This is a genomic window from Streptomyces orinoci (genome assembly GCF_003121295.1).
GTDB lineage: Bacteria > Actinomycetota > Actinomycetes > Streptomycetales > Streptomycetaceae > Streptomyces > Streptomyces orinoci.
The window spans coordinates 1,278,703-1,302,832 of record NZ_PHNC01000031.1 but is presented as its reverse complement, the minus strand read 5'-3'; the positions used below and the strand labels follow the sequence as shown (position 1 = coordinate 1,302,832).

Below are 24,130 nucleotides of genomic sequence, written 5' to 3'. Positions count from 1 at the left end.
TCCGGAGGGACAGGCGGGCGCTTGGTGTTTGTGCGAGCTGCTTCGCGTTTGCGTGTGCTTTGTGTGTGCGGGTTGTACGTGACTGGTCGCGCCCACGCGGCGGAGCCGCATGATGCAGCTGCCTCGCGCCCCTAAAGGGGCACCCCCCGGCGCAGGGGGTCGCGGAGGTCCGTGCCATGGCGTAGCCAGCGCTCCTCCAGCGCGGCCGCCCCCTGCACCCGCTTGAAGGCCGCCTCATTGGGGGTCATGGGGAGCAGGGGGAGGAAGCGGACGGGCTCCATGGGGTCGGGGAGTTCCAGGTCCGCCACCAGGCCGCCGGGCTCGGCGACCAGGACCGAGGTGAACGGGGCCTGGGGCCACAGCGGTTCGCCGGTGTCCAGTGAGGCGCCCGGTGCCACCACCACACCCTCCACCTGGGGCGAGGCGGCCAGTACCGCCAGCGGGCGGAGCACCTTGTCGGTGTCCGCGCGGCCGGGGCGTACCGAGAGCAGGAGTTCGGCGCGGGGGCCGCGTACCGGGTCGGCCAGGGTGACGGAAAGGGGCGCCGCGAAGCGGCTCGATGAGGGGTGGTGGCCGGGCGACGGGAGGGCCGGGTCGGTCATGGGCTGGGCGGACATACCGAGGGTGGCGTAGCGGACCACATCCTCGTCGGCGCCGCCGGTGAAGCGGAGGACCTCGATGCGGTCGGTACCCAGGAAGGTCACCGCGGCGCGGGCGTCCACCTCACCGAAGGCGGCGCACAGCCGGGCCTCTACCAGGGCGAGCACGTCAGACATGGGCCGAGCATAGAGAGCGGGAGTATCGAACGCGCAAAGGGGCCGACCGGGCCGTCAACCCGGCTGCTAGCCTTGGCCCCTGGTCAGCGAGTGTTGTCGTCCCCAGGGGGACCGGCCGGAGGAGGTGGGGCTGCGGTGGATCCCAGTCGACCGTGCAGTACCGGCGATTCTCCCGTCCGCCCGCCCCGGGCCCGCGTCCGCTGAACCGGCCCGACTCCCTTCGCGCCCGCGGTATTTGACGGGGGAACGCTCCCAAGTCCGTCAGCACTTTCTCCGCGGAGTTCTTCCGCGGACAGCCGCCGGCCGAGGTGCCCGGTGCGGCTCCGTGGACGTATGTACGCCCGTACCGGGCGCGCCGTCCAAGGCCATGCCGCGGTACCGCGCCCCGCCGGCGGCCGGCCCGTGAATGGAGCCCGTCATGTCGATGATCCGCGATCTGCGCGCCGCCGTCCGTCCCGCCCTGCGCCGGGCCGACGCCCCCCGGCCGTACCCGGGCAATGGCCGTCCCGAAAGCGGCAGCGCGGTGGTGGACTGCGCGGTCTACCGGGACGGCCGGCGGGTGAGCGCGCACTGCGGTCCGGCGGAGGCAATGCGCCGGGTACGGGCCGAGGGCGGCTTCGCCTGGATAGGGCTGCATGAGCCCACCGAGCCGGAATTCGCCGGTATAGCCAGGGAGTTCGGGCTGCACCCGCTGGCGGTGGAGGACGCGGTGCACGCCCACCAGCGGCCCAAGCTGGAGCGCTATGACGAGACGGTGTTCACGGTCTTCAAGACCGTTCACTATGTCGAGCACGCCCAACTGACCGCCACCAGTGAGGTGGTGCAGACCGGCGAGGTGATGTGCTTCCTCGGCGAGGACTTCATCATCACCGTGCGGCACGGCGGCCAGGGTTCGCTGCGCGCCCTGCGGCTGCGGCTGGAGGACGACCCGGAGCTGCTGGCCAAGGGCCCGTCGGCGGTGCTGCACTCCATCGCGGATCAGGTGGTGGACGGCTATCTGGCCGTCGCCGACGCGGTGCAGGACGACATCGACGAGGTGGAGATCGATGTCTTCTCACCCACGGGCAAGGGGGGTTCACGGGGCGGTGACGCGGGGCGGATCTACCAGCTCAAGCGGGAGGTGCTGGAGTTCAAGCGGGCGGTCACCCCATTGATGCGGCCGATGCGGCTGCTCAGTGAGCGGCCGATGCGGCTGGTGGACCCGGCGATACAGAAGTACTTCCGTGATGTCGCCGACCATCTGGCCCGGGTGCATGAGCAGGTGGTGTCCTTCGACGACCTGCTCAACTCGATCCTCCAGGCCAATCTGGCGCAGGCCTCGGTGGCGCAGAACGAGGACATGCGCAAGATCACGTCGTGGGCGGCGATCTGTGCGGTGCCGACGATGATCGCCGGGGTGTACGGCATGAACTTCGACGAGATGCCGGAGCTGCACTGGACGTACGGCTATCCGCTGGTGATGGTGGTCACGGTGGCGATCTGTGTGACCATCCACCGGGGCTTCAAGCGCAATGGGTGGCTCTAGGGCCGCAGTTGGTTCAGCCCTGGCGCCGGCGGCCGGTTCAGCCCTGGCGCCGGCGGCCGGCGAGGATCACCAGGGCCAGGCCGGCCAGGATCACCGCCAGGGCCGGGCAGGCCGCGGCGGGCGGGGTCTGGCCCAGCCAGAGGGCGGCTATCAGGGCCGCGCCCGGTGTCTCCAGCAGCAGCGAGGTCGAGGTCACCGAGGGGCCGACGCTCTTGACCACCCGGTTGAGCAGGGAGTGGCCCAGCAGCTGGGCGGTGGCGGTGAGCAGGGCCAGTTGCAGCCAGGTGCCGCCGCCGTAGCCGCCCAGCGCACTGCCGGTGGTCAGGCAGAGGACCAGCAGCAGCACGGCGGTGGTGGCGTAGCAGAGGTAGGTGTACGCCACGGTGCCCACCGTCCGGCGCACCTCCGCGCCCAGCAGGACGTACCCGGCCGCCGTCATGCCGGCGGCGAGGGCGAGCGCGTCACCGGCCAGGGCGCGCGGGGAGGCGGCGAAGTCCACCCCGGTGAGGATGAGGACGCCCAGGACGGCGAGCACGGTGCCCGCCCAGGCGAGGGCGGGCTGGCGTCTGCCGCCTATGCGCAGCAGCAGGATGGTCCAGATCGGGGTGGTGGTGGCCAGGGCGGTGGAGGAGGCCACCGTGGTCATCCGCAGGCTGGGCAGCCAGGTTCCGAAGTGGACGGCCAGCAGGGCGCCCGCGGCGAGGGTGAGCAGAAGGGGGCGGCGGCCCAGCGAGCGCAGCTCGGTGCGGTGGCGCAGCAGGGCGGCCGGGGTGAGTGCGGCGACCGCCATGGCGTTGCGCCAGAAGGCGATGGCCAGCGGGGGCGCCGCCGTGGCCGCGATCAGCGGCGCGGAGAAGGCGACCGAGGTGACGGCCACCGCGAGCAGCAGGAACTCGGTGCGGAGGACCGGGGCGGCCGGGGTGGGCAGGGTGGTGGAGTGTGTGGCCGGGGCCGCCTTCTGTTGCGCAGGTGCATCGCTCACAGCACAAGCCTAGGCCGGAACATGGCGGAGGGTAACCGGCGCACCGGCGCGCGGTGGCGGCGCGGGGCCATAGAGTGAGCGCATGGAGCTGACACAGGCCCTGATCGAAGAGGCCACCAAGAAGTCCGGCCTGATCTGGGTGCGGGGCCCGCAGGGGCCCGCCCGTGCGCTGTGGCACATCTGGCACGAGGGTGCGGCGTGTGTGGTGGGCGGGCCCGGGGAGCAGCCGCTGGACGACCTCGGGCTGGCGGACGGCGCCTCCGCGACGGTCACCGTCCGCAGCAAGGAGCGGGGCGGACGGCTGGTGGAATGGGCGGCGCGAGTGGCCGAGTTGCCCGCGCGGAGCGAGAACTGGGCCGCCGCGGTCGCCGAGTTGAAGGGCAAGCGGCTCAACGCGCCCGACGCGGAAGGGATCGAGGAGCGGTGGGCTCGTGAGTGCCGGGTGCTGCGGCTGGAGCCGACGGGTGCGACGGCGCCATTGCCGGACGGCTCCTTGGCCGCGGTGCCGCTGGCCACTCCGGTGACCACACGGCGGCCGATTCCGGCGGCGTTGCCGCGGCTGCTGCGGCGGAAGCGGGCTTGACGGCGACCGGGCGGTCGGCGGGCACGCCCCTTCGGGGCGTAGGACACCCACCCGCCCGCCCGATTGCCCGGAAAAGTTTTCCGCTCAGCCCCCCGCAGGGATCCGCTTCCCGTAATCGACCAGTGCGCTCTTCTGCGGCACGGACAGCGCGAAGTCCTTGCCCCAGTCCCCCAGTTCGACCTGCCCCGCCCCGCCCGCGCGGCGTACCCGCAGCGGATAGGGCCGGCCCGCCAGGGAGACGTCCAGCGTGCCGCCCGTCCCCTTGGCGTCGGTGCCGTTGACCCGGATGGAAGGGACTCCGCCGACCGAACCGTGGGCACCGCGGGAGAGCTTGCCGTGCAGCCCCAGCAGCCCGTCCAGCAGCACATCCTTGTCGGTGAAGCCGCGCAGCTGCCGGTAGGCGGGGTCGCCGGTGGGGACCTTCACATATTTGCCGTCCAGCTTGCTCGCCGCGCCCGTGCCGGCGCCCCGCGCGGCCCCGTCGCCGCGGGACCAGAAGGCCGCGTCCGCCTTGAGGAAGAGGTCGTCGCCGATCCGCAGCAGCTCGAAGGAGCCGGTGTCGGAGGCGACCCGGCCGGTGCCGCCGTCCTTCTTCAGCCGCATGTCCAGCCGGTAGCTGCGGCCCTGGCCGGCCACATTGCCGGAGAGATGGACCGCGTCCGCCTGCCGGGCCGCCTCCCGTGCCCGGTCCTGGATCGCCGCGGCGCCCAGCTTGCCCACGCCATTGGTGCCCGCGTCGGGGTCCTCGCCCCCGCCACAGGCCGTCAGCAGGGTGGACAGCCCCAGGCACAGGGCCACCACCCCGGCCGCGTTCCGCGTTCGCACCTGTGCTCCTGCCTCCCGTCCGCCCCGGAGGAGGGCAGCGTACCCGCGCCAACGGCCGCACGGGCCCTCCCTGCGGCAGCGCGCAACCGGCCACGTTAGCCTGAACGCAACATATGACATGGCCGGAACATGGCCCAGGAGTCCCAAGGGAGGTGCGCGGCATGGCGGCGAGCGCCAGGGTGTTCGTATCTCACCTGTCGGGGGTGGCGGTCTTCGACCCCAATGGCGACCGGGTTGGCCGGGTACGCGATGTAGTGGCCATGCTCCGCATCGGCGCCCGGCCGCCGCGCGTCCTGGGACTGGTGGTGGAGGTGGCCAGCCGGCGCGTGGTCTTCCTGCCGATGACCCGGGTGACCGGTGTGGAATCCGGCCAGGTGATCACCACCGGCGTGATCAATATGCGGCGCTTCGAGCAGCGCCCCAGCGAGACCCTGGTGCTGGGCGAACTGCTGGACCGCAAGGTGAAGCTGGTGGACACCGGCCAGGAGGCCACCGTTCTGGATGTGGCCATCACCCAGCTCCAGGCCCGGCGCGACTGGGAGATCGACAAGGTCTTCGTCCGGGTGGGCAAGACCGGCCCGCTGCGCCGCAAGGGAGAGCAGCTGACCGTGGAGTGGTCCGCGGTCACCGGCTTCTCGCTGGAGGAGCACGGGCAGGGCGCGGCCAACCTGGTGGCCACCTTTGAGCAGATGCGCCCCGCCGACCTGGCCGGCGTACTGCACCACCTCTCCCCCAAGCGGCGCGCCGAGGTGGCCGCCGCGCTGGACGACGCCCGGCTGGCGGACGTCCTGGAAGAGCTGCCCGAGGACGACCAGATCGAGATCCTCGGCAAGCTCAAGGAGGAGCGGGCCGCCGACGTCCTGGAGGAGATGGACCCGGACGACGCCGCCGACCTGCTCTCCGAACTGCCCGAGGCGGACAAGGAACGGCTGCTGACGCTGATGCAGCCGGACGAGGCGGCGGATGTGCGCCGGCTGATGTCCTACGAGTGGCACACGGCGGGCGGCCTGATGACCACCGAGCCGATCGTGCTGCGCCCGGACGCCACCGTCGCGGACGCGCTGGCCCGGGTGCGCAATCCCGACCTCTCCCCGGCACTGGCCGCCCAGGTGTACGTCTGCCGGCCGCCCGATGAGACGCCCACCGGCAAATACCTGGGGCTGGTGCACTTCCAGCGGCTGCTGCGGGACCCGCCGTCCACCCTGGTCGGCTCGATCACCGACACCGATCTGCAGCCGCTGGCGCCGGACACCCCGCTGCCCGCCGTCACCAGCTATCTGGCCACCTACAACATGGTGGCCGCCCCGGTGGTGGACGCCGGCGGCTCCATGCTGGGCGCCGTCACCGTGGACGACGTCCTGGACCATCTGCTGCCGGAGGACTGGCGGGAGACCGAACTGCACCAGGGTGCGCTGGGCATGAGCGAGATGAGCGAGATGCCGGAGGCGGACCATGGCCACTGACCGCGCCCGTGAGTTCGGGCTCATCCCCCGTGCCGAACGCACCCCTGGGCGGGAACGCCCCAAAGAACGGACCACCCCGCCCGCCGCCCGGCGGGCCCGGCTGGACCAGCCTCAGGTCAAGCGGCGGCGCTGGCTGCCGGAGTACGACCCGGAGGCCTTTGGCCGCACCTCGGAGGAGATCGCCCGCTTCCTGGGCACCGGCCGGTTCATCATCTGGATGACGGTGGTCATCGTGATCTGGGTGGTGTGGAACACCTCCGCCCCGATGGGCCTGCGGTTCGACCAGTACCCCTTTATCTTCCTGACCCTGGTGCTCTCCCTCCAGGCCTCCTACGCCGCCCCGCTGATCCTGCTGGCCCAGAACCGGCAGGACGACCGGGACCGGGTCAACCTGGAGCAGGACCGGGAGAAGAACGAGCGCAGCATCGCCGACACCGAGTACCTCACCCGGGAGATCGCCGCGCTGCGCATGGGACTTGGCGAGGTCGCCACCCGCGACTGGATCCGCGCCGAGTTCCAGGAACTGATCAAGGAGATGGAACAGCGCCGGGTATTCCAGCAGGAGAGTGAGGAACGCGACCGCTGACGGCCTTTCCGAGGTGTCGGTGGTGCGCCGTACCATCAGGGCATGGCTACCGAAACCCAGGCTTCCGTCCCCGCCGAAGAGGCGGTGCGCACCGCGCTCTCGACGGTGAACGACCCCGAGATCCACCGGCCGATCACCGAACTGGGCATGGTCAAATCCGTGGAGATCGCGGCGGACGGCACGGTCGCGGTGGCGGTCTATCTGACGGTGGCCGGCTGCCCCATGCGCGAGACCATCACCGCCCGGGTCCGGGAGGCGGTGGAGCGCGTCGAGGGCGTCACCGGTGTGACCGTCGAGCTGGATGTGATGAGCGATGAGCAGCGGCGGGAGCTGGCGGCGGCGCTGCGCGGCGGCCAGGCCGAGCGCGAGGTGCCCTTCGCCAAGCCCGGCTCGCTGACCCGGGTCTATGCCGTGGCCTCCGGCAAGGGCGGCGTCGGCAAGTCCTCGGTGACGGTCAACCTGGCGGCGGCGATGGCCGCGGACGGCCTCAAGGTCGGCGTGGTGGACGCGGACATCTACGGCCACTCGGTGCCCCGGATGCTGGGCGCGGAGGGCCGCCCCACCCAGGTGGAGAACATGATCATGCCGCCCTCGGCCAATGGCGTGAAGGTCATCTCCATCGGCATGTTCACCCCGGGCAACGCCCCGGTGGTCTGGCGCGGCCCGATGCTGCACCGGGCGCTCCAGCAGTTCCTGGCCGATGTCTACTGGGGCGACCTGGATGTGCTGCTGCTGGACCTGCCGCCGGGCACCGGTGACATCGCCATCTCGGTGGCCCAGCTGGTGCCCAACGCCGAGATCCTGGTGGTGACGACCCCTCAGCAGGCCGCCGCCGAGGTCGCCGAGCGGGCCGGGGCCATCGCGGTGCAGACCCACCAGAAGATCGTGGGCGTGGTGGAGAACATGTCCGGGCTGCCCTGCCCGCACTGCGACGAGATGGTGGATGTCTTCGGCACCGGCGGCGGCCGGCTGGTGGCCGACGGGCTGACCAGGACCACCGGTGCCACGGTGCCGGTGCTGGGTTCCATCCCGATCGACGTCCGGCTGCGCCAGGGCGGCGACGAGGGCAAGCCGGTGGTGCTCAGCGACCCGGACTCCCCGGCGGGCAGTGCGCTGCGGGCCATCGCGGGCAAGCTGGGCGGGCGGCAGCGGGGGCTGTCGGGGATGTCACTCGGCATCACGCCGCGCAACAAGTTCTGACCGGGCGGGTTGCCGGGTGGGGTCCGAAGTGGGCCGGCGCCTCAGCGCCCGTAGTCGGTGATGTCCTTGACCACCGCGAAGCCCATGCCGTACGCGCTCATGCCGCGGCCATAGGCACCGATGTTGACGGCTCCGCCCTGGGCGGAGCCGGCCAGCACCCAGCCGTAGTCGGACTCGCGGTAGCGGAAGTCGGTGGCCACCCCGTCCACCGGCAGCGAGAGGGTGGTCCAGGGCTCCTCGTCCAGGTGGTCGGCCAGCTCCCAGGCCAGCGCCGTCTGCTGGTCCAGCCAGCTCTGCCGCAGCGCGCGCTCCATATGGGCGGGCCAGGTGTAGGACAGCAGGCCCGCTCCGGCCAGCCAGGCGGCCGAGGACACCGAGGTGGCCTCCAGTACGCCGGTGCCATCGGCGCTGCGGCGTACCGGGCGGCTGGCGACCGTCACCACCACGGCGAAGCGCTGGGCGCCGGAGAACTTCTCGGTACGGGCCGCCTTGTCCGGCCGGCCGTTCCAGTCGGTGCGCAGGGTGGGCTCGGTGCCATGGCCGGTCGAGCCATGCTCGATGGTGCCGTCGGCGGCGGTGCCCACCTGCATCAGCCAGCGCCGTCCGGTGAACGCCTCGTCCAGGCCGTACCAGGGGAACGAGGCCATCAGATAGCCGTCCACGGAGCGCCGGGTGCCGGGTCCATGGTGCGGCACCTCCCGGGGAGCGGAGCCATCCGAGGACGTTGCGGCCGTCGCGGCCCGACTCGTGGTCTCCATCTGCGCGGTGCCTCCTCATTGGCCCGTGGTCGTATCCGGCCCATTACGGCGGGCTACATCGCCCCAAACAAAGGGAGGATAGCCACCACCGTCAATGGGGCCCGGCATGCGGGGCCCGCGCTGATCCGTAAGGGACGCCCCGGGGCGCAACCCCGGGGCGTCCGCCGTGCCCGCTAGGTGGCGTCGGCGTCGAACGGCGGGCGCTCGCCCGGCTGGACGCGCTGCGGCTTCTTCAGCAGGTCGGGGCCGCCGGTCGCGGGAACGGTGGCCTCATGGGTCTCCCGGCCGTTCACCGCGTCGGTGACCTCGGCCACGTCCGAACGCAGGTCGAAGCCGTTACGGATCTCCTTCAGCCCGTACTCGTCCTTCTCCAGGACATGCTTGCGGACGAAGGTCTTGGGGTTGAGGTCCTCGAACTCGAAGTCCTTGAACTCCGGACCCAGCTCGGAACGGATGTCCTGCTTGGCGTTGTCGGAGAACTGGCGGATCTTGCGCAGGGTGCGCGACACATTCTGGATCATCTGGGGCAGCTTGTCCGGCCCGAAGATGAGCACAGCGAGGACGACGAGCAAGACCAGCTTCATGGGTCCTATGTCGAGCACCTTGCAGCTCCTTGATGCGTGGGCGGCCACGGGTGAGGCCGTCTATCACGGTACCTGGCCGCGCGCTCCACACGGGAGACGCCCAGGCCAACAACGGGCCAACGGTGCCGCCCGGCGGCCTCAGCCGGCGTGGGCCGAGCCCAGGGTGAGGCGCGCGGTGCGCTCCTGGCCCTGGCGCTCCAGGGTCAGGGTGAGCTGATCACCAGGGCGGTGACTGCGCACCCTGACGATCAGCTCCTGGCCGCTGTGCACCGGTGTGCCGTCCACCTTCTTGATCACGTCCTGGGGCCTGATGCCCGCCTTCTCGGCCGGGCCGCCGGGGATGACGGCGCCGCTCTTGTCGTTCACCCGGGCCCCGTCACCGGAGTACCCCATGTCCAGCGAGACACCGATCACCGGGTGGGTGGCCTTGCCGGTGTTGATCAGCTCCTCGGCCACCCGCCTGGCCTGGTTGACGGGTATCGCGAAGCCCAGGCCTATGCTGCCGCCCTGGCCGCCGGCCTCGGAGTCACCGGCCGAGCGGATGGCGCTGTTGATGCCGATGACCCGGCCCCTGGCGTCCACCAGCGGGCCGCCGGAGTTGCCGGGGTTGATGGGGGCGTCGGTCTGCAGCGCGTCCACATAGCTGATGTCGCTGCCGTCGCCCTTGTGACCGCCCGCGGTGATCGGGCGCTCCTTGGCGCTGATGATGCCGGTGGTCACGGTGCCGGCCAGGTCGAAGGGGGCGCCCACGGCGACCACCGAGTCGCCCACCCGGACCGAGTCGGAGTTGCCCAGAGCGAGCGGGGTCAGGCCGGAGACCCCGGACACCTTGATCACGGCGAGGTCGTAGCCGCCGTCCCGGCCCACCACGGTGGCCTTGGCGGTCTGCCCGCCATTGAAGGTCACGGTGATCGCGCCATCCGAACCGGCGGGCTCCACCACGTGGTTGTTGGTCAGGATGTGTCCCTGCTTGTCCAGGACGAAGCCGGTGCCGGTGCCCTGGGAGGAGCTGCCGCGCACATGGATGGTCACCACGCCCGGCAGCACCCGGGAGGCGATCCCGGCCACGCTGCCGGGGTCCCGGTCGCCGGGCTCGGCGGACGGCTGATGCAGCGTCACATGCTTGCCGATCCGCCCGTCCCGCTCCAGGTACGCCCCGACGCCGCCGCCGACGCCGCCGGCCACCAGCGCCACCAGCAGCGCGCCGACAACAAGCTTGCCGGGCCCGAACGCCGCCTTGCCCCCCGGCTCGGGCCCCGGCCCCTCACCCGCCCGCGCCCAGGGGTCATAGCGCCAGGGGCCCTGCGCTTGCGCATCCACCGCACCGGGTGCCTGCGGGTGCGGGCCAGCCCCTACGGCGCCGCCGGGTACGCCCTGGGGCAGGGCTGCCGCGCCCGGCTGTCCCGCCGCAGCGGCGGGGTGGCCGGGCGCCGATGAGACGGCGGGCCCGCCGAGCGGGGCGGCCGGGGTGCCCGGCGGCACGGCCTGTCCTCCGGGTGCCGGGGTCGAGGCTGCCGCCGGACCGGCGAGGGGCTGGGCAGGGGCAGCGGGCGCGGGGGCCGGGGTGCCGGACGGCATGGCGGGCGTACCGCTCGCCGAGCCCGGAGCAGCTCCGCCCGTGCCCGGCGGCGGGGCGAAGGCCGGGCCACCGGGCCCCGCCGGAGGCAGCTGGGAACCGCTTCCGGGCGCAGCCGGGACGCCCGGCGGCGGTGGCAGCGGGGCGCCGGAGAACGGGCCGGTGGTGCCGTGTGGCGGAGTCGGAACGGGGCGCTGGACCGGGGGAGCCGGGGCCCAGGGGCCGGGACGGCCGTAGGGCGGCGTGCCATAGGGGTCGGGTGCATGCAGGGGCGTACCGGCCGGACGGCCGGAGGGCGCCGGGCCCTCGGGCGCAACAGCCGGACGCGCATGGGGCACCGCGTCCGCAGGCGCACCCGCCGGACGCGCAGGAGCTACCGACCCCGCAGCGGCACCGCCCGACTGGCCAGGAAGCGCCGCATCCACAGGCGCACCGTCCGGACCCGCAGGGGCCCCCGCACCCGCAGCCGCACCCGGCACCGGGGCGTCGGCCGGGACGCCGGTTCGCTCCGGGGCGGTGCCAGCAGTACCGGCAGCATCGGCAGCACCATCCGAACCGTCATCCAGCGGCCGGCGCGGACGGCTCCACCAGTGCGTCCTGGCGTCGGAGTTCCCCTGGTCCATCCCTCTCCCCCACAGCTGGTCCGGGGGCTGCCGCATCCCCTTGGACGGGCGGCCCACCAGCGATTCAACCAGGTCCGGGCGGACGGACAAGCGGGCACCCGGCCTGTCGGGTGCGCATCAGCGCATGGCGTTGATCCGGTCCGCCGGGGGCGGCGGTGCGGGGAGCGCCGGGGGCGGGATGACCGGGAGGGTGCGCGGGAGCGGCGGGCCCATCCGGCGCGTCCCGGTGCCCGCCGGGGCGACGGGCCCGGCTCTGCGGCCCGAGGCGGCGCCGGGGCGCGAGGCCCAGGCCAGGGAGGTGGCCGAGACCTGGGGGTCCTCGGCCCGGGCCCGCGGGGCCTCCACCGCGGTCTCCAGCGGCTGGGCCCCGGCCAGGGCGAAGGCCGCTATCGAGACCGCGCCGGCCGCCGCGAAGGCGAACCGGCGGCCGCGCGAGCGCCCCACCTCATGAATCCGGAAGCCGCGGGCTCTCCCCGGAGCCGGAAGCAGGGCGAAGGCCTCGGCCCGGACGCCGAAACCGCCTTTTCCCCGGCTGCCGAGGCCCGGTCCGCCCGGCTCGTCGTCCTCATCGGCACCGCCCATGCCCGGCAGACCCTGCAGCCGGGCCAGCAACTCCGCGGAGAGCGGCGGCGGAGCCGCCTCCGCGAACACGCTTTTGAGCCGACGCTGGGCGTCGGCTTCCGCTTTGCATTTCCAGCAGGTCGCCAGGTGCGCCAGCACCCGCTCCCGGGTATCGTGCCCCAACTCCCCGTCCACCAGGGCCGCGAGACGGTCGCCGAGGTGCTGCTCGGCGGGGGACTGACCGCCTGAACCGCTCACGCGATCCCTACCTCCCCTCTCAGCGCGACGCCCGGAGCCACCGCCACCGAGCGCTGCTCGGCCCGGGCGGCGGGCGAGCGGTGCCTGAGCGCCTTGCGCAGATGGGAACGGCCCCGGTGGATACGGCTGCGCACCGTGCCGAGCTTGACGCCCAGGGTGGCCGCGATCTCCTCGTACGACAGACCCTCGATGTCACAGAGGACCACCGCGGCGCGGAACTCCGGCGCCAGGGTGTCCAGCGCCTGCTGGACGTCGGCGTCGAAGTGGGTGTCGTTGAAGTGCTGTTGGGGAGAGGGCTCACGGCTGGGCAGCCGCTCGGCCGCGTCATCGGCCAGCGCGTCGAAGCGGATGCGCTGCCGGCGGCGGACCATATCCAGGAAGAGGTTGGTGGTGATGCGGTGCAGCCACCCCTCGAAGGTGCCCGGGGTGTAGGTGGACAGCGAGCGGAACACCCGGACGAAGACCTCCTGGGTGAGGTCCTCGGCATCGTGCTGATTGCCGGTCAGACGGTAGGCGAGGCGGTAGACCCGTGCACTGTGGGTGCTGACAATCTCCTCCCAGGTGGGAGGAGTCCACGCCGCCGGATCCGCATCGGTGGCGAAGCTCGCGGTGGCGGAGTCGTGCGGGCCTGGGCGGTCAGCGGTGTTGGTCACGGATTTCGGCTCGACGGCGGACCTGAGAAAGCGCCTCAGCACTCCCCGACGGTCGACGGCCGTAGCCGCACCTCCCCTGTCGGCTCTGGTGGTGTCCAGTGGAGCCCCTACCATATCCACCTCGCCCGTTAGCTCCGGATAAGGAAATTTGACCTGCTTTTTGGTCTTGGTCCGGGGCCTCGCCCTCCGAACCCGCCAACTCCCCTTGTACGCCCTCTCCGTTCGGCGTGCTCACGCTGTTCCTCCCCTCCTAACGCGCGGTCCCATCTGCGGGTTCCCGGGAGCAGCGGATACAGTCACGGTTGCGTCGATCCATGGGGACAGGAGAGGGCCATTACCGGCAACCGGCAGATGAGCTGGGCGTTCGCCGATGCGTACGGCGTCGAGCACATCGAGGACGCGGCACTGCGCTGGGCCCGGGAGCGGGCCCTGGAGGCCGGGCTGCCCTCGGTGTCCTCCGGCACCGGCTCCGCGCTGCGCCTGCTCGCCGCGGCGGTGGACGCCAAGGCGGTCGCCGAGATCGGCACCGGCACCGGCGTCTCCGGCCTGCACCTGCTGCACGGCATGCGCCCGGACGGCGTGCTGACCACCGTGGACAGCGACCCGGAGTGCCAGCAGTTCGCCCGGCAGGCGTTCCGCGCCGCCGGCTTCGCGGGCAACCGGGCCCGGTTCATCCCCGGCCGGGCGCTGGAGGTGCTGCCCCGCCTCGCCGACGGCGGATACGACCTGGTGTTCTGCGACGGCGACCGGCTGGAGTACCTGGACTATCTAGCGGAATCGTTGCGCCTGCTGCGCCCCGGCGGACTGGTCTGCTTCGAGGGCGTCTTCGCCGACGGCCGCACCGTGGACACCGCGGCCCCGCCGGCCGAGGTGCAGCACCTGCGTGAACTGCTGCGCCTGGTACGGGAGTCCACGGTCCTGCTGCCCTCCCTGCTGCCGGTGGGCGACGGGCTGCTGTGCGCGGTCCGGCGCGGCTGAGCGAGTCCGGGGCGGCCGGGAAACGCCGCTGCCCCGGGGCCGCGTGAGCGGCCTGCCGGGGCAGCGCAGAAAAGACCGTGGCCTTGAGGGAAGGTCAGAGGGTGACCTTCTCCAGGGCCTCACCGAGAGCCTTGGCCTCATCGGGGGTCAGCTCGACGACGAGACGACCGCCGCCCTCGAGCGGAACCCGCATGACGATGCCCCGCCCCTCCTTGGTCACCTCGAGCGGGCCATCGCCCGTCCGCGGCTTCATGGCCGCCATGCTCGTTCCCCTTCCTGAAACCAGCCCGTCGCAGCCGACAACCCAGGTGTCACCGGCATCGAACACATTGCTTCCAGGCCATTATCCCGCATCGTGCGACCCAATGACCAACATCGGTCGGCATCCCTTCGGCAACTCGATCCGGCAAAACCACTCAATTCGCCGATTGCCCGGCACCGGGGCGCCGGACCGCCTCCCCCAGCGGGTCCCGATTCTTTGACGCAGGTCACATATCCCCCGGTGATGATCTCGGGCAAGCTGACCCGCGAGACCGACGCCGGTGAACCGCAGAAGAGGGGACGCATCATGGCCGACACCGTGCTTTACGAGGTGACCGACGGACTCGCGACGATCACCCTCAACCGCCCCGAGGCCATGAACGCGCTGGACACCGCCACCAAGGTGGCGCTCCGAGACACCCTGCGCGGCGCCGCCGAGGACCCCGCGGTACGGGCCGTACTGCTGACCGGCAGCGGACGGGCCTTCTGCGTCGGCCAGGACCTCAAGGAGCACATCGCCACCCTCACCGAGCACCGTGAGCGGGGGGCCGCCGGGACCATGGACACGGTCAAGGAGCACTACACCCCCATCACCATGACCATCGCGGGCATGCCCAAGCCGGTGGTGGCCGCGGTCAACGGGGTGGCGGCCGGTGCCGGAGCGGGCTTCGCCTTCGCGGCGGACTACCGGGTGGTGGCGGACACCGCCGCCTTCAACACCTCCTTCGCCGGGGTGGCGCTCGCCGCCGACTCGGGCGTCTCCTGGACGCTGCCCCGGCTGGTGGGACACGGCCGGGCCATGGACCTGCTGCTCTTCCCGCGTTCGGTGAGCGCCGAGGAGGCCCGGCGGCTGGGCCTGGCCAATGAGGTGGTCCCGGCGGCCGAGCTGGCCGGGCACGCCCTGGCGGTGGCCCGCCGGCTGGCCGAGGGGCCGACCGGCGCCTATGCCGCGCTCAAGGAGGCGGTGGCCTATGGCGCGGACCACTCACTGGCCGAGACCCTGGCCGTGGAGGAGCGGCTCCAGTCCGTCGCCGGCGACTCCGAGGACCACCGCATCGCGGTGGAAGCCTTCCTCAAGAAGGAGAAGCCCCGCTTCGTGGGCCACTGACCGGAGGGCGCCCCGCCAGGGGTGCGGTGCCGGGCTCCGTCTGGGACGCGGGTACTGCCGGGCCCCGTCAGGGGCGCACGGAACTTGCCGGGCCCCATTAGGGGCGCGGGGAACTGCGCGACCAGCCGAGAACAACCCGCACCCGAAAAGCGGCCCAAGCGGTGCCTGACGGCTCATGGTCCGCGCCATTGCCAGGTGCCGTTCACCAGTGAGCGGCCCATACCGCCGGTCGCTTGTCATGTGCGGGCCGTCTGGGGCTGGTCGCGCAGTTCCCCGCGCCCCTAATGGGCCGCCCGCACATGGCAGTCCGCCAAGTGGTCATTGACCAGCCCGCACGCCTGCATCAGCGCATAAGCCGTGGTCGGACCCACAAAGCGGAACCCTCTCCGCCGAAGCTCCTTGGACAGAGCGGTGGACTCCGGCGTCACCGCCGGGACATCCGCCGCGGTGCGCGGCACCGGCCGGGCCTCCGGCGCATACGACCAGACCAGCTCGGTGAGTTCGCCGGGGCCCCAGGCGGCGGCAACCTTGGCGTTGCCGATGGCCGCAGCGATCTTGGCGCGGTTGCGGATGATCCCCGGATCGGCCAGCAGCCGCTCCGCGTCCTCCTCCGTGAAGGCCGCCACCTTCTCGATGGAGAACCCGGCGAAGGCCGCCCGGAAGCCCTCCCGGCGGCGCAGGATGGTCAGCCAGGACAGCCCGGACTGGAACGCCTCCAGGCATATCCGCTCATAGAGGGCGTCGTCCCCGCGCACCGGACGCCCCCACTCGGTGTCGTGATACGCGCGGTAGTCCGCCATCGACTCGGCCTCCAGGCCCCAGGGACAGCGCGCCAGCCCGTCCGGCCCCGGAACCGCTCCACGTCCGGCCATCACCGCTCGCCCCCGTCCCGGCCGGACTCCGGCCGCTCCTCGCCCGCCCCGGCCTCCGCCGCGGCGTCCTCCCCCGCGCCCGGACCGCGCGGGGGGCCTCCCGCGGCCGCCCGGGCCCCCGCCAGCGCGGCCTCCAGCTCGGCGATCCGCGCGTCCCGCTCGGCCAGTTCGGCGGCCAGCCGGTCCAGGACGTCATCGGTGTCCGCCATCCGGTAGCCGCGCGGCACCACCGGCAGCCGGAGCGCCTCCACATCCGCGCGGGCCAGCGGCCGGTCCTGGGGCAGCGGCCAGGCGATCCGGTCCGGCGGGGCCTCGGGCAGCACTCCGCCCCGCCCGCCGAGCACGGCGAGCGTGACCGCGCCGACCACCACGATCAGCGCGATGAGCAAGAACCAGAACACGGCCATCTCCCCTGTCGATCCGTTCACTCCGATCGTGCCATGCCGCACTGACAGTTAAGGTCGCTGCGGACCATCGAGAGGGAGTGCGGGAAATGCTGCGGCTGGGACGACGCGAGTTCGACGCTCAGGAGCCGGTGATCATGGCGATCGTCAACCGGACACCGGACTCCTTCTACGACCGGGGCGCCACCTTCCAGGACGAGCCCGCGCTGGCCCGGGTCGAGCAGGCCATCGCCGAGGGCGCCGCCATTGTGGACATCGGCGGGGTGAAGGCCGGGCCCGGCGCGGAGGTGACCGCCGAGGAGGAGGCCCGGCGCACCGTCTCCTTCGTGGCCGAGGTGCGCCGCCGTCACCCTGAGGTGGTCATCAGCGTGGACACCTGGCGGCACGAGGTCGGCGAGGCGGTGTGCGAGGCGGGCGCGGACCTGCTCAACGACGCCTGGGGCGGCGTCGATCCCAAGCTGGCCGAGGTGGCGGCGCGGTACGGGGCCGGGCTGGTGTGCACCCACGCGGGCGGCGTCCGGCCGCGTACCCGGCCGCACCGGACCGAGTACGAGGATGTGATGGCGGACATCCTGCGGGTCACCGTGGGGCTGGCCGAGCGGGCCGAGCGGCTGGGGGTGCGGCGGGACGGGATCCTTATCGACCCGGGCCATGACTTCGGCAAGAACACCCGGCATTCGCTGGAGGCCACCCGGCGGCTGGGCGAGATGGCCGCGACCGGCTGGCCGGTGCTGGTCTCGCTGTCCAACAAGGACTTTGTGGGCGAGACCCTGGACAAGCCGGTCAAGGAACGGCTGTTGGGGACGCTGGCCACCACGGCGGTCTCGGCCTGGCTGGGCGCCCGGGTCTACCGGGTGCACGAAGTCGCCGAGACGCGGCAGGTGTTGGAGATGGTGGCGTCCATCGCCGGGCACCGGGCACCTGCGGTGGCCCGGCGGGGGTTGGCGTAGTCCGCGGGGCGGGTTTCGTTTTGGCTGCGGGCCGGCGCCGGCTGGTCGCGCCCACGCGGCGGAGCCGCATAACGCGAACGCCCCGCGCCCCCAAAGGCCCCGAAGGGGCCCGAAGGGGCCCAAACCCCCCTACGCCCCCGCCTCCTTGGTGACCACCGCGACCGTCTCCTCCACATCGTCCGTCACATGGAACAGCTGCAAGTCCTTGGCCCCCACCTTGCCCTGGGCCACCAGGGTGTTCCGCAGCCAGTCCACCAGCCCGCCCCAGTACTCCGAGCCGAAGAGGACGATGGGGAAGCGGGTCACCTTCTTCGTCTGGACCAGGGTCAGCGCCTCGAACAGCTCGTCCAGCGTGCCCAGTCCGCCGGGCAGCACCACAAAGCCGCTGGCGTACTTGACGAACATGGTCTTGCGGACGAAGAAGTAGCGGAAGTCCACCCCCAGGTTCACATAGGGGTTGATGCCCTGCTCGAAGGGCAGCTCGATGCCCAGGCCGACGGAGACCCCGCCGGCCTCCATGGCCCCCTTGTTGGCGGCCTCCATCGCCCCCGGCCCGCCGCCGGTGATCACCGCGAAACCGGCCTCCACCAGGCCCCGTCCAATGGCCACCCCCGCCTCGTACTCGGCGCTGCCCCGCCGGGTGCGGGCGGAGCCGAACACGCTGATCGCCGGGGGCAGTTCGGCCAGCGCGCCGAAGCCCTCGACAAACTCGGACTGGATGCGCAGCACCCGGAAGGGGTCCTCGTGCACCCAGTCCGCGGTCCCTCTGGTGTCCAGCAGATGCTGGTCGGTGGTGCCCTGCTGCATCTGCCCGTGCCGGCGCAGCACCGGCCCACGGCGCTGCTCCCGCCGGATGCGCGCCCCCTCGGAGTTGACCATCGGTGTACTCCCTCCGCCTGGCCCCGCCCGCTCGCCGGCGGGAAAGGATCGTGCGGTTCAGCCTAGGCCACCGGAGGGCCGGTGATCAGGTGGTGAGCCAGGCCCGCAGCCGCCGTTCGCAGTGGTGGATGCGCTCCACCACCACATGCTCGTCCCGCTTGTGCGCATAGACCGGGTCGCCGGGGCCGTAGTTGACCGCGGGCACGCCCAGCGCGCTGAACCGGGCGACGTCGGTCCAGCCGAACTTGGGCCGGGCGCTGCCGCCCACGGCCTCCATAAAGGCCCGCGCGGCCGGGTGGGAGAGTCCGGGCAGCGCGCCGCCGGAGTGGTCGTCCACCACCAGCTCGGTGACGCCGCAGCCGTCGAAGACCTCACGGACGTGCTCCAGCGCCTGCTGGGGCGTACGGTCCGGCGCGTAGCGGAAGTTCACCGTCACGGTGCACTCGTCGGGGATGACGTTGTTGGCCACTCCGCCCTCGATGCGCACCGCGTTGAGGCCCTCGTGGTACTCCAGCCCGTCGATCACCGGCCGGCGGGGTTCATAGGCGGCCAGCCGGGCCAGGATGGGGCCGACGGCGTGGATGGCGTTGGAGCCCATCCAGGAGCGGGCGGAGTGGGCCCGTTCGCCCTTGGTGCGCAGCAGCACCCGCAGGGTGCCCTGGCAGCCGCCCTCGACCTCGCCGACGGAGCCCTCCAGCAGCACCGCGAAGTCGGCCCGCAGCCACTCGGGATGGGCCTCGGCCACCTTGCCCAGGCCGTTGAGGTCGGCGGCGACCTCCTCGTTGTCGTAGAAGACGAAGGTGAGGTCGCGGTTGGGCTCGGGCACGGTGGCGGCGATGCACAGCTGCACCGCGACGCCGGACTTCATATCGGTGGTGCCGCAGCCCCAGAGAATTCCCTTGTCGTCCAGCCGGGAGGGCACGTTGCCGGCGATGGGCACGGTGTCGATGTGCCCGGCGAGCACCACCCGCTCGGCGCGGCCGAGTTCGGTGCGGGCGACGATGTTGTTGCCGTGCCGGTGCACCGTCAGGTGCCCCAGGCCGCGCAGCGCTTGCTCGATGGCGTCGGCCAGCGGCCCCTCGTTCCCGCTCTCCGACGGGAAGTCCACCAGGCGGGCGGTCAGGGCGGCGGCGTCCAGGGACAGGTCCAGTGCGGCATGCTCCATGACAGGTGACTCTAACCCCCGGCGCGACGGGCCCGCCCGGCTCGGACTCCCTCCCCGTGCGTCAAGTAACGTGGGCCGCATGTCCCGGATTCCCGTCGCCCGTCGCGGCCGGCTGCTGCGTGTCGCGGCCGCCTGTGCCGTGTTGCTGGCCCTGATCGGCTACCTGGTGGCGCACTTTCTGACGGGTGGCCCGGGTGCCCCCCGCTGCACCGCCACGGCCGACGGCGGGACGTACTCGCTCGACCCGGAACAGGCCGTCAACGCCGCCACCATCACGGCGGTGGGCACCACCCGCGGGCTGCCGGAGCGGGCGGTGACCATTGCGCTGGCCACCGCCATGCAGGAGTCGGGGCTGCGCAACATCCATCATGGCGACCGGGATTCGCTGGGGCTGTTCCAGCAGCGGCCCACCCAGGGCTGGGGCACGGCCGCGCAGATCACCGACCCGGTGTATTCGGCCGGGGCGTTCTACGACCAGCTCAAGCAGGTGCCGGGCTGGTCCCGGCTGCCGTTGACGGTGGCCGCGCAGCGGGTGCAGCACAGCGGTTTCCCGCAGGCGTACGCCAAGCACGAGACGGACGCCACCCGGCTGGCGGCGGCGCTGACCGGCCGCGCCGGCGCCGCCTTCAGCTGCTCCACCAGCCCCAGCGACGGCAAGCCGGGCGATCCGGCCGCGGTACGGACCAAGCTGCGCCGGGAGTTCGCCGGGACGGTGGACCCCTCCGGCCCGCCGACCACCGGCGGCAAGGGCGGCCCGGCCGGGAGCTCCGGCACCGTGACCGTGCCCGTCCAGCAGGTACGGACCATCTCCACGGAGCAGGACGCGGTGCAGCGGCAGGGCTGGGAGCTGGCCTCCTGGGCGGTGGCGCACGCGGCCGAACTCCGCATCGAGCGCGTGGTGTTCAACGGCCGGGAGTGGACGGCCAAGCACTCCAGGGACGGCTGGCAGAAGGCCGGCACCACCGAGGACACCTCCACCGAGGTACGGATCACCACCGCTCAGTAGTGCGAGGCCGTCTCCGTGCGGGGCATCCGACGGTGCGGCAGGTTGCCATCGGGACCCACGGGGCACCCGGGAGACCAGGGCGGTGAACTCCCTGGACAACCAAGGCTTCCCGCCCCAATACGCCCGTCCATACCGGGCCGGGTTTGCCCGATTGTTCACAGAGCCGATAATGCGACGCATTGCTCACTCTTTACCTTGGCGCACCGCAACCTTCCCGGGGCTCCGGCCGTAGTCACTGCGTCCGCTCGCCGGACAGCAAAGGATCGCAACCGTCGAAGGAGCAACATGTCCCTCCCCCTCACGCGTCGCATCGCCCGAGCGGCTCTGCTCGTCGCAGCGGGTGCCGCTCCGCTGGTCGGCGCGGCCGGTGCCGCGAACGCCGCGGACCTCGCCCAGGCCCCCGACCTGGGCGGGCTGACCGCGGTGGACGGCGCTCACCTCGGCAACCAGGTGGAGGCCGCCTCCCAGCAGGCCGGCACCATGACGACGGACGCCGCGGGCAAGGCGGTGCACACCGCCGGCCCGGCCGCCGGCCAGGCGATGGGCACCGTCGGCAGGACCGCCAAGTCCACCCAGCACACCACGGGCGAGCTGGCCGGCTCCGCGGGCTCGGCCGTCGGCGGCGCCACCCAGAGCGTCACCAAGGGCGGTCTGCCCACCGGTGGCGCGGGCCTCACCGACGCGGTGCCGCACGGCCTGCCCTCCCTCGGCTGAGCGGACCGCCGGCGCATCACTGCGCGATGGGGGCCCGGGAGACGATCTCCCGGGCCCCCATTTGCCTGTCCGCGTCCGGCGCGCGGGCGTACCGCTACTCCGACAGCCGCTGGACCGCCGCCTGCACCCGCTCATCGGTGGCGGTGAAGGCGATTCGTACAAAGCGCTCGCCCGCCGCTCCGTAGAACTCCCCCGGAGCCACCAGGATGCCGCGCTTGGACAGCTCCGCCACGGTGTCCCAGCAGGGCTCGTCCCGGGTCGCCCACAGATAGAGCGAGGCCTCGCTGTGCTCGATACGGAAGCCGGCGCCCTCGAAGGCGGCGCGCAGCGCGGTCCGGCGGTGGGCGTAGCGGGCCCGCTGCTCGGCAACATGGGTGTCATCGGCCAGCGCGGCCACCGTGGCGGCCTGCACCGGGGCGGCCACCATCATTCCGCCGTGCTTGCGGATCCGCAGCAGCTCGCCCAGCACCCCGGCGTCACCGGCGATGAAGGCGGCCCGGTAGCCGGCCAGGTTGGAGCGCTTGGAGAGCGAGTGGACCGCGACGATGCCCTCGAAGGAGCCGCCGCAGATCTCCGGGTGCAGCACCGAGACCGGGTCGGCCTCCCAGCCCAGCTCCAGGTAGCACTCGTCGCTGACCAGCAGCACCCCGTGCTCCCGCGCCCAGGCGACGGCGCGGCGCAGCTGCTCGGCGGAGAGCACCTGGCCGGTGGGGTTGGAGGGGGAGTTCAGCCACAGCAGCTTCAGGCCGCTGGGGTCGAGCTCGGTCCCCGCGGCGTCGGCCGCAAAGAACGTCTCGGCGTCGTAGACCACCGGCTCGGCGCCGGCCAGCCGGGCGCCCACCTCATAGGTGGGGTAGGCCAGCCGCGGGTAGGCCACCTTGTCGCCGGGGCCCAGGCCGAGCTGGGTGGGCAGCCAGGCCACCAGCTCCTTGGAGCCGACCACCGGCAGGACGTTCTCCTCGGCCACCCCGCGGGCTCCCAGCCGGCGCTCCACCCAGCTGGTGAGCGCCTCGCGCAGTGCCGGGGTGCCCCACACCGTGGGATAGCCGGGGCTGTCGGCGGCCGCGGCCAGCGCCCGCTGGACCACCGCGGGCACCGGGTCCACCGGGGTGCCCACCGACAGGTCCACGATGCCGTCGGGGTGCGCGGCGGCGGTGGCCTTGTAGGGCTCCAGGCGGTCCCAGGGAAAGACGGGGAGGCGGGAGGAGACGGGGCTGCTCACGATGCTCGCTCTCTTGCGCTAGGGGCGCGCGGGGGTGCGCTGAGGGGGGGTGCGCCAAGGGTGGTGCGCCGGGTGGGCCAATGCCGCGGCCCCGTACGCGCGGGCGGTACGGGGCCGGAGGCGGCTGCTGGTCAGTGCTGCGGGTTGATGTCCGCCGGCAGGCTCGCGATGAACGGGTGGTCCCGCTCGATCAGGCCGAGCTTGGAGGCGCCGCCGGGCGAGCCGAGCTCGTCGAAGAACTCGACATTCGCCTTGTAGTAGTCCTTCCACTCGTCCGGGGTGTCGTCCTCGTAGAAGATCGCCTCTACCGGGCAGACCGGCTCACAGGCACCGCAGTCGACACATTCGTCCGGGTGGATGTACAAGGACCGGTTGCCCTCGTAGATGCAGTCGACGGGGCACTCCTCGATGCACGCCTTGTCCTTCACGTCGACACAAGGCTGCGCGATGACGTAGGTCACGCTGTCGTTCCTCCTCGGTAGGGGTCATCTCGCGCGGGAGCGCGGCGTCGTCGATGCCCACACCTAGTATCTCCGTTCCCGGGCACTTGACGAACAAGAGGGGCGGGCAGAGCTGTGGAATTCACCACGGGCGGACGGCTCGAAGTGCGGATCAATGCGGCTGATGTGGGAAAAAGGGTGTCAGTGCGGTCACTGAACGACCGCCGCGGATCCCCGGAGCGGTTCACCGACACCGTGGGGGTGCTCACTTCCTGGAGCGGCGGTGTGCTGTGCGTCACACGCCGGGACGGCGAGACGGTGGAGATCGCCGAGGCCGCCCTGGTGGCGGGGAAGGTGGTGCCGCCCACCCCGCCGCGGCGGCGCGGTCCGGCCGCGAGCGTACCGGAGCTGCTGCGCGTCGCCACACGCGGCTGGCCTCCGGTGGAGACCGGGCGGCTGGGCGAGTGGATCCTGCGGGCGGCCGGCGGCTTCACCGCCCGCGCCAACTCCGTGCTGCCGCTGGGCGATTGCGGACTGCCGCTGCCGGCGGCGGTGGACCGGGTGACCGAGTGGTACGCGGAGCGGGGGCTGCCCCCGCGCTTCCAGGTGGGCACCGGGGATCCGGCCTTCGACCGGGCCCTGGACCAGGAGCTGGCCGGGCGCGGCTGGCGGGCGGAGCGGCATGCGCTGCTGCGTACCGCCGCGCTGGCCCCGATCGCCGACGCGGAGCCGGAGGGCGGAGAGCGGCCGGTGGAGCTGAGCCGGGAGCCGGACGCGGCCTGGCTCGCGGCCTACGGCCGGGGCGCCGCCGGGGACGCCGCCCGGGCGGTGCTCACCGGCGGGCCCTCGGTGTGGTTCGCCACCGTGCCGGGCGATCAGGGCCCGGCCGCGATAGCCCGCTGTGTGACCGACGGACGCTGGGCGGGGTTCGCCGCCCTGCACGTTGCCGGTGACGCCCGGCGGCAGGGACTGGGCACACTGGTAATGGCGCGGCTGGCCCGGCAGGCGCTCCAGGAGGGCGCCTCGGCCGCGTACCTCCAGGTGGAGACGGGCAACGACGGCGCGGCCGCGCTGTACGACCGGCTCGGCTTCCGGACGCTGTCCGCCTACCACTACCGGACGCCGGAGACCACGGGCACGGACGGCGGGGATGACGGACAGCGGGGATGACGGCGGGG

General features: G+C 72.6%; 26 protein-coding genes. 11 read left to right on the top strand and 15 right to left on the bottom strand.

Going from position 1 to position 24,130, the window contains the following annotated elements; all coding sequences use genetic code 11:
* Window positions 1-131: 131 nt before the first annotated feature.
* Entirely contained in the window at window positions 132-776 is a 645-nt protein-coding gene (locus tag CV755_RS28375; RefSeq protein ID WP_109283100.1) for a suppressor of fused domain protein, read from the bottom strand.
* A 418-nt stretch (window positions 777-1,194) separates the two neighbouring features.
* Here CV755_RS28375 and CV755_RS28370 point away from each other — a divergent pair, with 418 nt between their 5' ends.
* Complete coding sequence (locus tag CV755_RS28370) at window positions 1,195-2,301, top strand: magnesium and cobalt transport protein CorA (RefSeq protein ID WP_109283099.1); 1,107 nt, start codon at window positions 1,195-1,197, stop codon at window positions 2,299-2,301.
* 37 nt (window positions 2,302-2,338) lie between these two features.
* On the opposite strand, the gene CV755_RS28365 is transcribed toward CV755_RS28370, so the two are convergent.
* Entirely contained in the window at window positions 2,339-3,283 is a 945-nt protein-coding gene (locus CV755_RS28365; RefSeq protein ID WP_109283098.1) for a DMT family transporter, read from the bottom strand.
* Between the two features lie 82 nt (window positions 3,284-3,365).
* Between CV755_RS28365 and CV755_RS28360 the strand changes: the two genes are divergently transcribed.
* Complete coding sequence (locus CV755_RS28360) at window positions 3,366-3,866, top strand: hypothetical protein (RefSeq protein ID WP_109283097.1); 501 nt, start codon at window positions 3,366-3,368, stop codon at window positions 3,864-3,866.
* 84 nt (window positions 3,867-3,950) lie between these two features.
* Here CV755_RS28360 and CV755_RS28355 read toward each other — a convergent pair whose 3' ends face one another.
* Window positions 3,951-4,691, bottom strand: coding sequence for a hypothetical protein (locus CV755_RS28355; RefSeq protein ID WP_109283096.1), 741 nt, complete (start codon window positions 4,689-4,691; stop codon window positions 3,951-3,953).
* Window positions 4,692-4,852: 161 nt separating this feature from the next.
* Here CV755_RS28355 and CV755_RS28350 point away from each other — a divergent pair, with 161 nt between their 5' ends.
* The 3 genes from CV755_RS28350 to CV755_RS28340 are packed head-to-tail and all read left to right on the top strand — an operon-like array spanning window position 4,853 to window position 7,940.
* Complete coding sequence (locus CV755_RS28350; RefSeq protein ID WP_109283576.1) at window positions 4,853-6,154, top strand: magnesium transporter MgtE N-terminal domain-containing protein; 1,302 nt, start codon at window positions 4,853-4,855, stop codon at window positions 6,152-6,154.
* Window positions 6,144-6,740 carry a DUF1003 domain-containing protein gene (locus CV755_RS28345; RefSeq protein ID WP_109283095.1) on the top strand — a complete coding sequence of 199 codons (597 nt, stop codon included), beginning with the start codon at window positions 6,144-6,146 and terminating at the stop codon, window positions 6,738-6,740. The genes CV755_RS28350 and CV755_RS28345 overlap by 11 nt, the downstream gene beginning before the upstream one ends.
* A gap of 42 nt (window positions 6,741-6,782) precedes the next feature.
* A complete protein-coding gene (locus CV755_RS28340) occupies window positions 6,783-7,940 on the top strand; it encodes an Mrp/NBP35 family ATP-binding protein (RefSeq protein ID WP_109283094.1) in 1,158 nt (385 codons plus the stop codon).
* 41 nt (window positions 7,941-7,981) lie between these two features.
* Here the strand turns inward: CV755_RS28340 and CV755_RS28335 are convergent, their stop codons facing one another.
* From CV755_RS28335 to sigE, 5 genes are all read right to left on the bottom strand, one after another.
* Window positions 7,982-8,698: a hypothetical protein gene (locus tag CV755_RS28335; protein WP_109283093.1), complete on the bottom strand. Its 717-nt coding sequence runs from the start codon at window positions 8,696-8,698 to the stop codon at window positions 7,982-7,984.
* A 173-nt stretch (window positions 8,699-8,871) separates the two neighbouring features.
* Entirely contained in the window at window positions 8,872-9,282 is a 411-nt protein-coding gene (locus CV755_RS28330) for a sec-independent translocase (protein ID WP_109283092.1), read from the bottom strand.
* A gap of 138 nt (window positions 9,283-9,420) precedes the next feature.
* Window positions 9,421-11,481, bottom strand: coding sequence for a S1C family serine protease (locus tag CV755_RS28325; RefSeq protein WP_109283091.1), 2,061 nt, complete (start codon window positions 11,479-11,481; stop codon window positions 9,421-9,423).
* A 117-nt stretch (window positions 11,482-11,598) separates the two neighbouring features.
* Complete coding sequence (locus CV755_RS28320; RefSeq protein WP_109283090.1) at window positions 11,599-12,300, bottom strand: zf-HC2 domain-containing protein; 702 nt, start codon at window positions 12,298-12,300, stop codon at window positions 11,599-11,601.
* Complete coding sequence (sigE, locus tag CV755_RS28315; RefSeq protein WP_193553513.1) at window positions 12,297-13,067, bottom strand: RNA polymerase sigma factor SigE; 771 nt, start codon at window positions 13,065-13,067, stop codon at window positions 12,297-12,299. The genes CV755_RS28320 and sigE overlap by 4 nt, the downstream gene beginning before the upstream one ends.
* A gap of 237 nt (window positions 13,068-13,304) precedes the next feature.
* Here sigE and CV755_RS28310 point away from each other — a divergent pair, with 237 nt between their 5' ends.
* Window positions 13,305-13,931 (top strand): O-methyltransferase, encoded by a 627-nt coding sequence (locus CV755_RS28310; RefSeq protein ID WP_109283088.1) that lies wholly within the window; start codon window positions 13,305-13,307, stop codon window positions 13,929-13,931.
* A 94-nt stretch (window positions 13,932-14,025) separates the two neighbouring features.
* Here CV755_RS28310 and CV755_RS28305 read toward each other — a convergent pair whose 3' ends face one another.
* The gene (locus tag CV755_RS28305) at window positions 14,026-14,193 is read right to left on the bottom strand and encodes a DUF3117 domain-containing protein (RefSeq protein WP_109283087.1); all 168 of its coding nucleotides are present in this window, start codon (window positions 14,191-14,193) and stop codon (window positions 14,026-14,028) included.
* 306 nt (window positions 14,194-14,499) lie between these two features.
* On the opposite strand from CV755_RS28305, the gene chcB reads away from it, so the two are divergent.
* Window positions 14,500-15,300 carry a 2-cyclohexenylcarbonyl CoA isomerase gene (gene chcB, locus CV755_RS28300; protein WP_109283575.1) on the top strand — a complete coding sequence of 267 codons (801 nt, stop codon included), beginning with the start codon at window positions 14,500-14,502 and terminating at the stop codon, window positions 15,298-15,300.
* A gap of 281 nt (window positions 15,301-15,581) precedes the next feature.
* Here chcB and CV755_RS28295 read toward each other — a convergent pair whose 3' ends face one another.
* The gene (locus CV755_RS28295; protein ID WP_109283573.1) at window positions 15,582-16,172 is read right to left on the bottom strand and encodes a DNA-3-methyladenine glycosylase I; all 591 of its coding nucleotides are present in this window, start codon (window positions 16,170-16,172) and stop codon (window positions 15,582-15,584) included.
* Window positions 16,172-16,579 carry a hypothetical protein gene (locus CV755_RS28290; RefSeq protein WP_422070609.1) on the bottom strand — a complete coding sequence of 136 codons (408 nt, stop codon included), beginning with the start codon at window positions 16,577-16,579 and terminating at the stop codon, window positions 16,172-16,174. Before CV755_RS28290 ends, CV755_RS28295 begins: the two co-directional genes overlap by 1 nt.
* Before the next feature lie 86 nt (window positions 16,580-16,665).
* On the opposite strand from CV755_RS28290, the gene folP reads away from it, so the two are divergent.
* Window positions 16,666-17,526, top strand: coding sequence for a dihydropteroate synthase (gene folP / locus CV755_RS28285; RefSeq protein WP_109283086.1), 861 nt, complete (start codon window positions 16,666-16,668; stop codon window positions 17,524-17,526).
* Window positions 17,527-17,655: 129 nt separating this feature from the next.
* On the opposite strand, the gene CV755_RS28280 is transcribed toward folP, so the two are convergent.
* Together CV755_RS28280 and dapE are read right to left on the bottom strand one after the other, a co-directional pair.
* A complete protein-coding gene (locus CV755_RS28280) occupies window positions 17,656-18,405 on the bottom strand; it encodes an LOG family protein (protein ID WP_109283085.1) in 750 nt (249 codons plus the stop codon).
* Window positions 18,406-18,490: 85 nt separating this feature from the next.
* A complete protein-coding gene (gene dapE / locus CV755_RS28275; RefSeq protein WP_109283084.1) occupies window positions 18,491-19,570 on the bottom strand; it encodes a succinyl-diaminopimelate desuccinylase in 1,080 nt (359 codons plus the stop codon).
* Window positions 19,571-19,649: 79 nt separating this feature from the next.
* Here dapE and CV755_RS28270 point away from each other — a divergent pair, with 79 nt between their 5' ends.
* Together CV755_RS28270 and CV755_RS28265 are read left to right on the top strand one after the other, a co-directional pair.
* Window positions 19,650-20,576, top strand: a complete 927-nt coding sequence (locus CV755_RS28270; protein ID WP_109283083.1) for a VldE C-terminal domain-containing protein — start codon at window positions 19,650-19,652, stop codon at window positions 20,574-20,576.
* 285 nt (window positions 20,577-20,861) lie between these two features.
* Window positions 20,862-21,290, top strand: coding sequence for an ATP-binding protein (locus CV755_RS28265; protein WP_109283082.1), 429 nt, complete (start codon window positions 20,862-20,864; stop codon window positions 21,288-21,290).
* 94 nt (window positions 21,291-21,384) lie between these two features.
* On the opposite strand, the gene dapC is transcribed toward CV755_RS28265, so the two are convergent.
* Both dapC and fdxA read right to left on the bottom strand, forming a co-directional pair.
* On the bottom strand, window positions 21,385-22,515 hold the full coding sequence (gene dapC, locus CV755_RS28260; RefSeq protein WP_109283081.1) for a succinyldiaminopimelate transaminase: 1,131 nt from the start codon (window positions 22,513-22,515) through the stop codon (window positions 21,385-21,387).
* A 128-nt stretch (window positions 22,516-22,643) separates the two neighbouring features.
* Window positions 22,644-22,973, bottom strand: a complete 330-nt coding sequence (gene fdxA, locus CV755_RS28255; RefSeq protein ID WP_109283080.1) for a ferredoxin — start codon at window positions 22,971-22,973, stop codon at window positions 22,644-22,646.
* A 114-nt stretch (window positions 22,974-23,087) separates the two neighbouring features.
* Here fdxA and CV755_RS28250 point away from each other — a divergent pair, with 114 nt between their 5' ends.
* The gene (locus CV755_RS28250) at window positions 23,088-24,122 is read left to right on the top strand and encodes a GNAT family N-acetyltransferase (protein WP_109283079.1); all 1,035 of its coding nucleotides are present in this window, start codon (window positions 23,088-23,090) and stop codon (window positions 24,120-24,122) included.
* The last annotated feature ends 8 nt before the right edge of the window (window positions 24,123-24,130 follow it).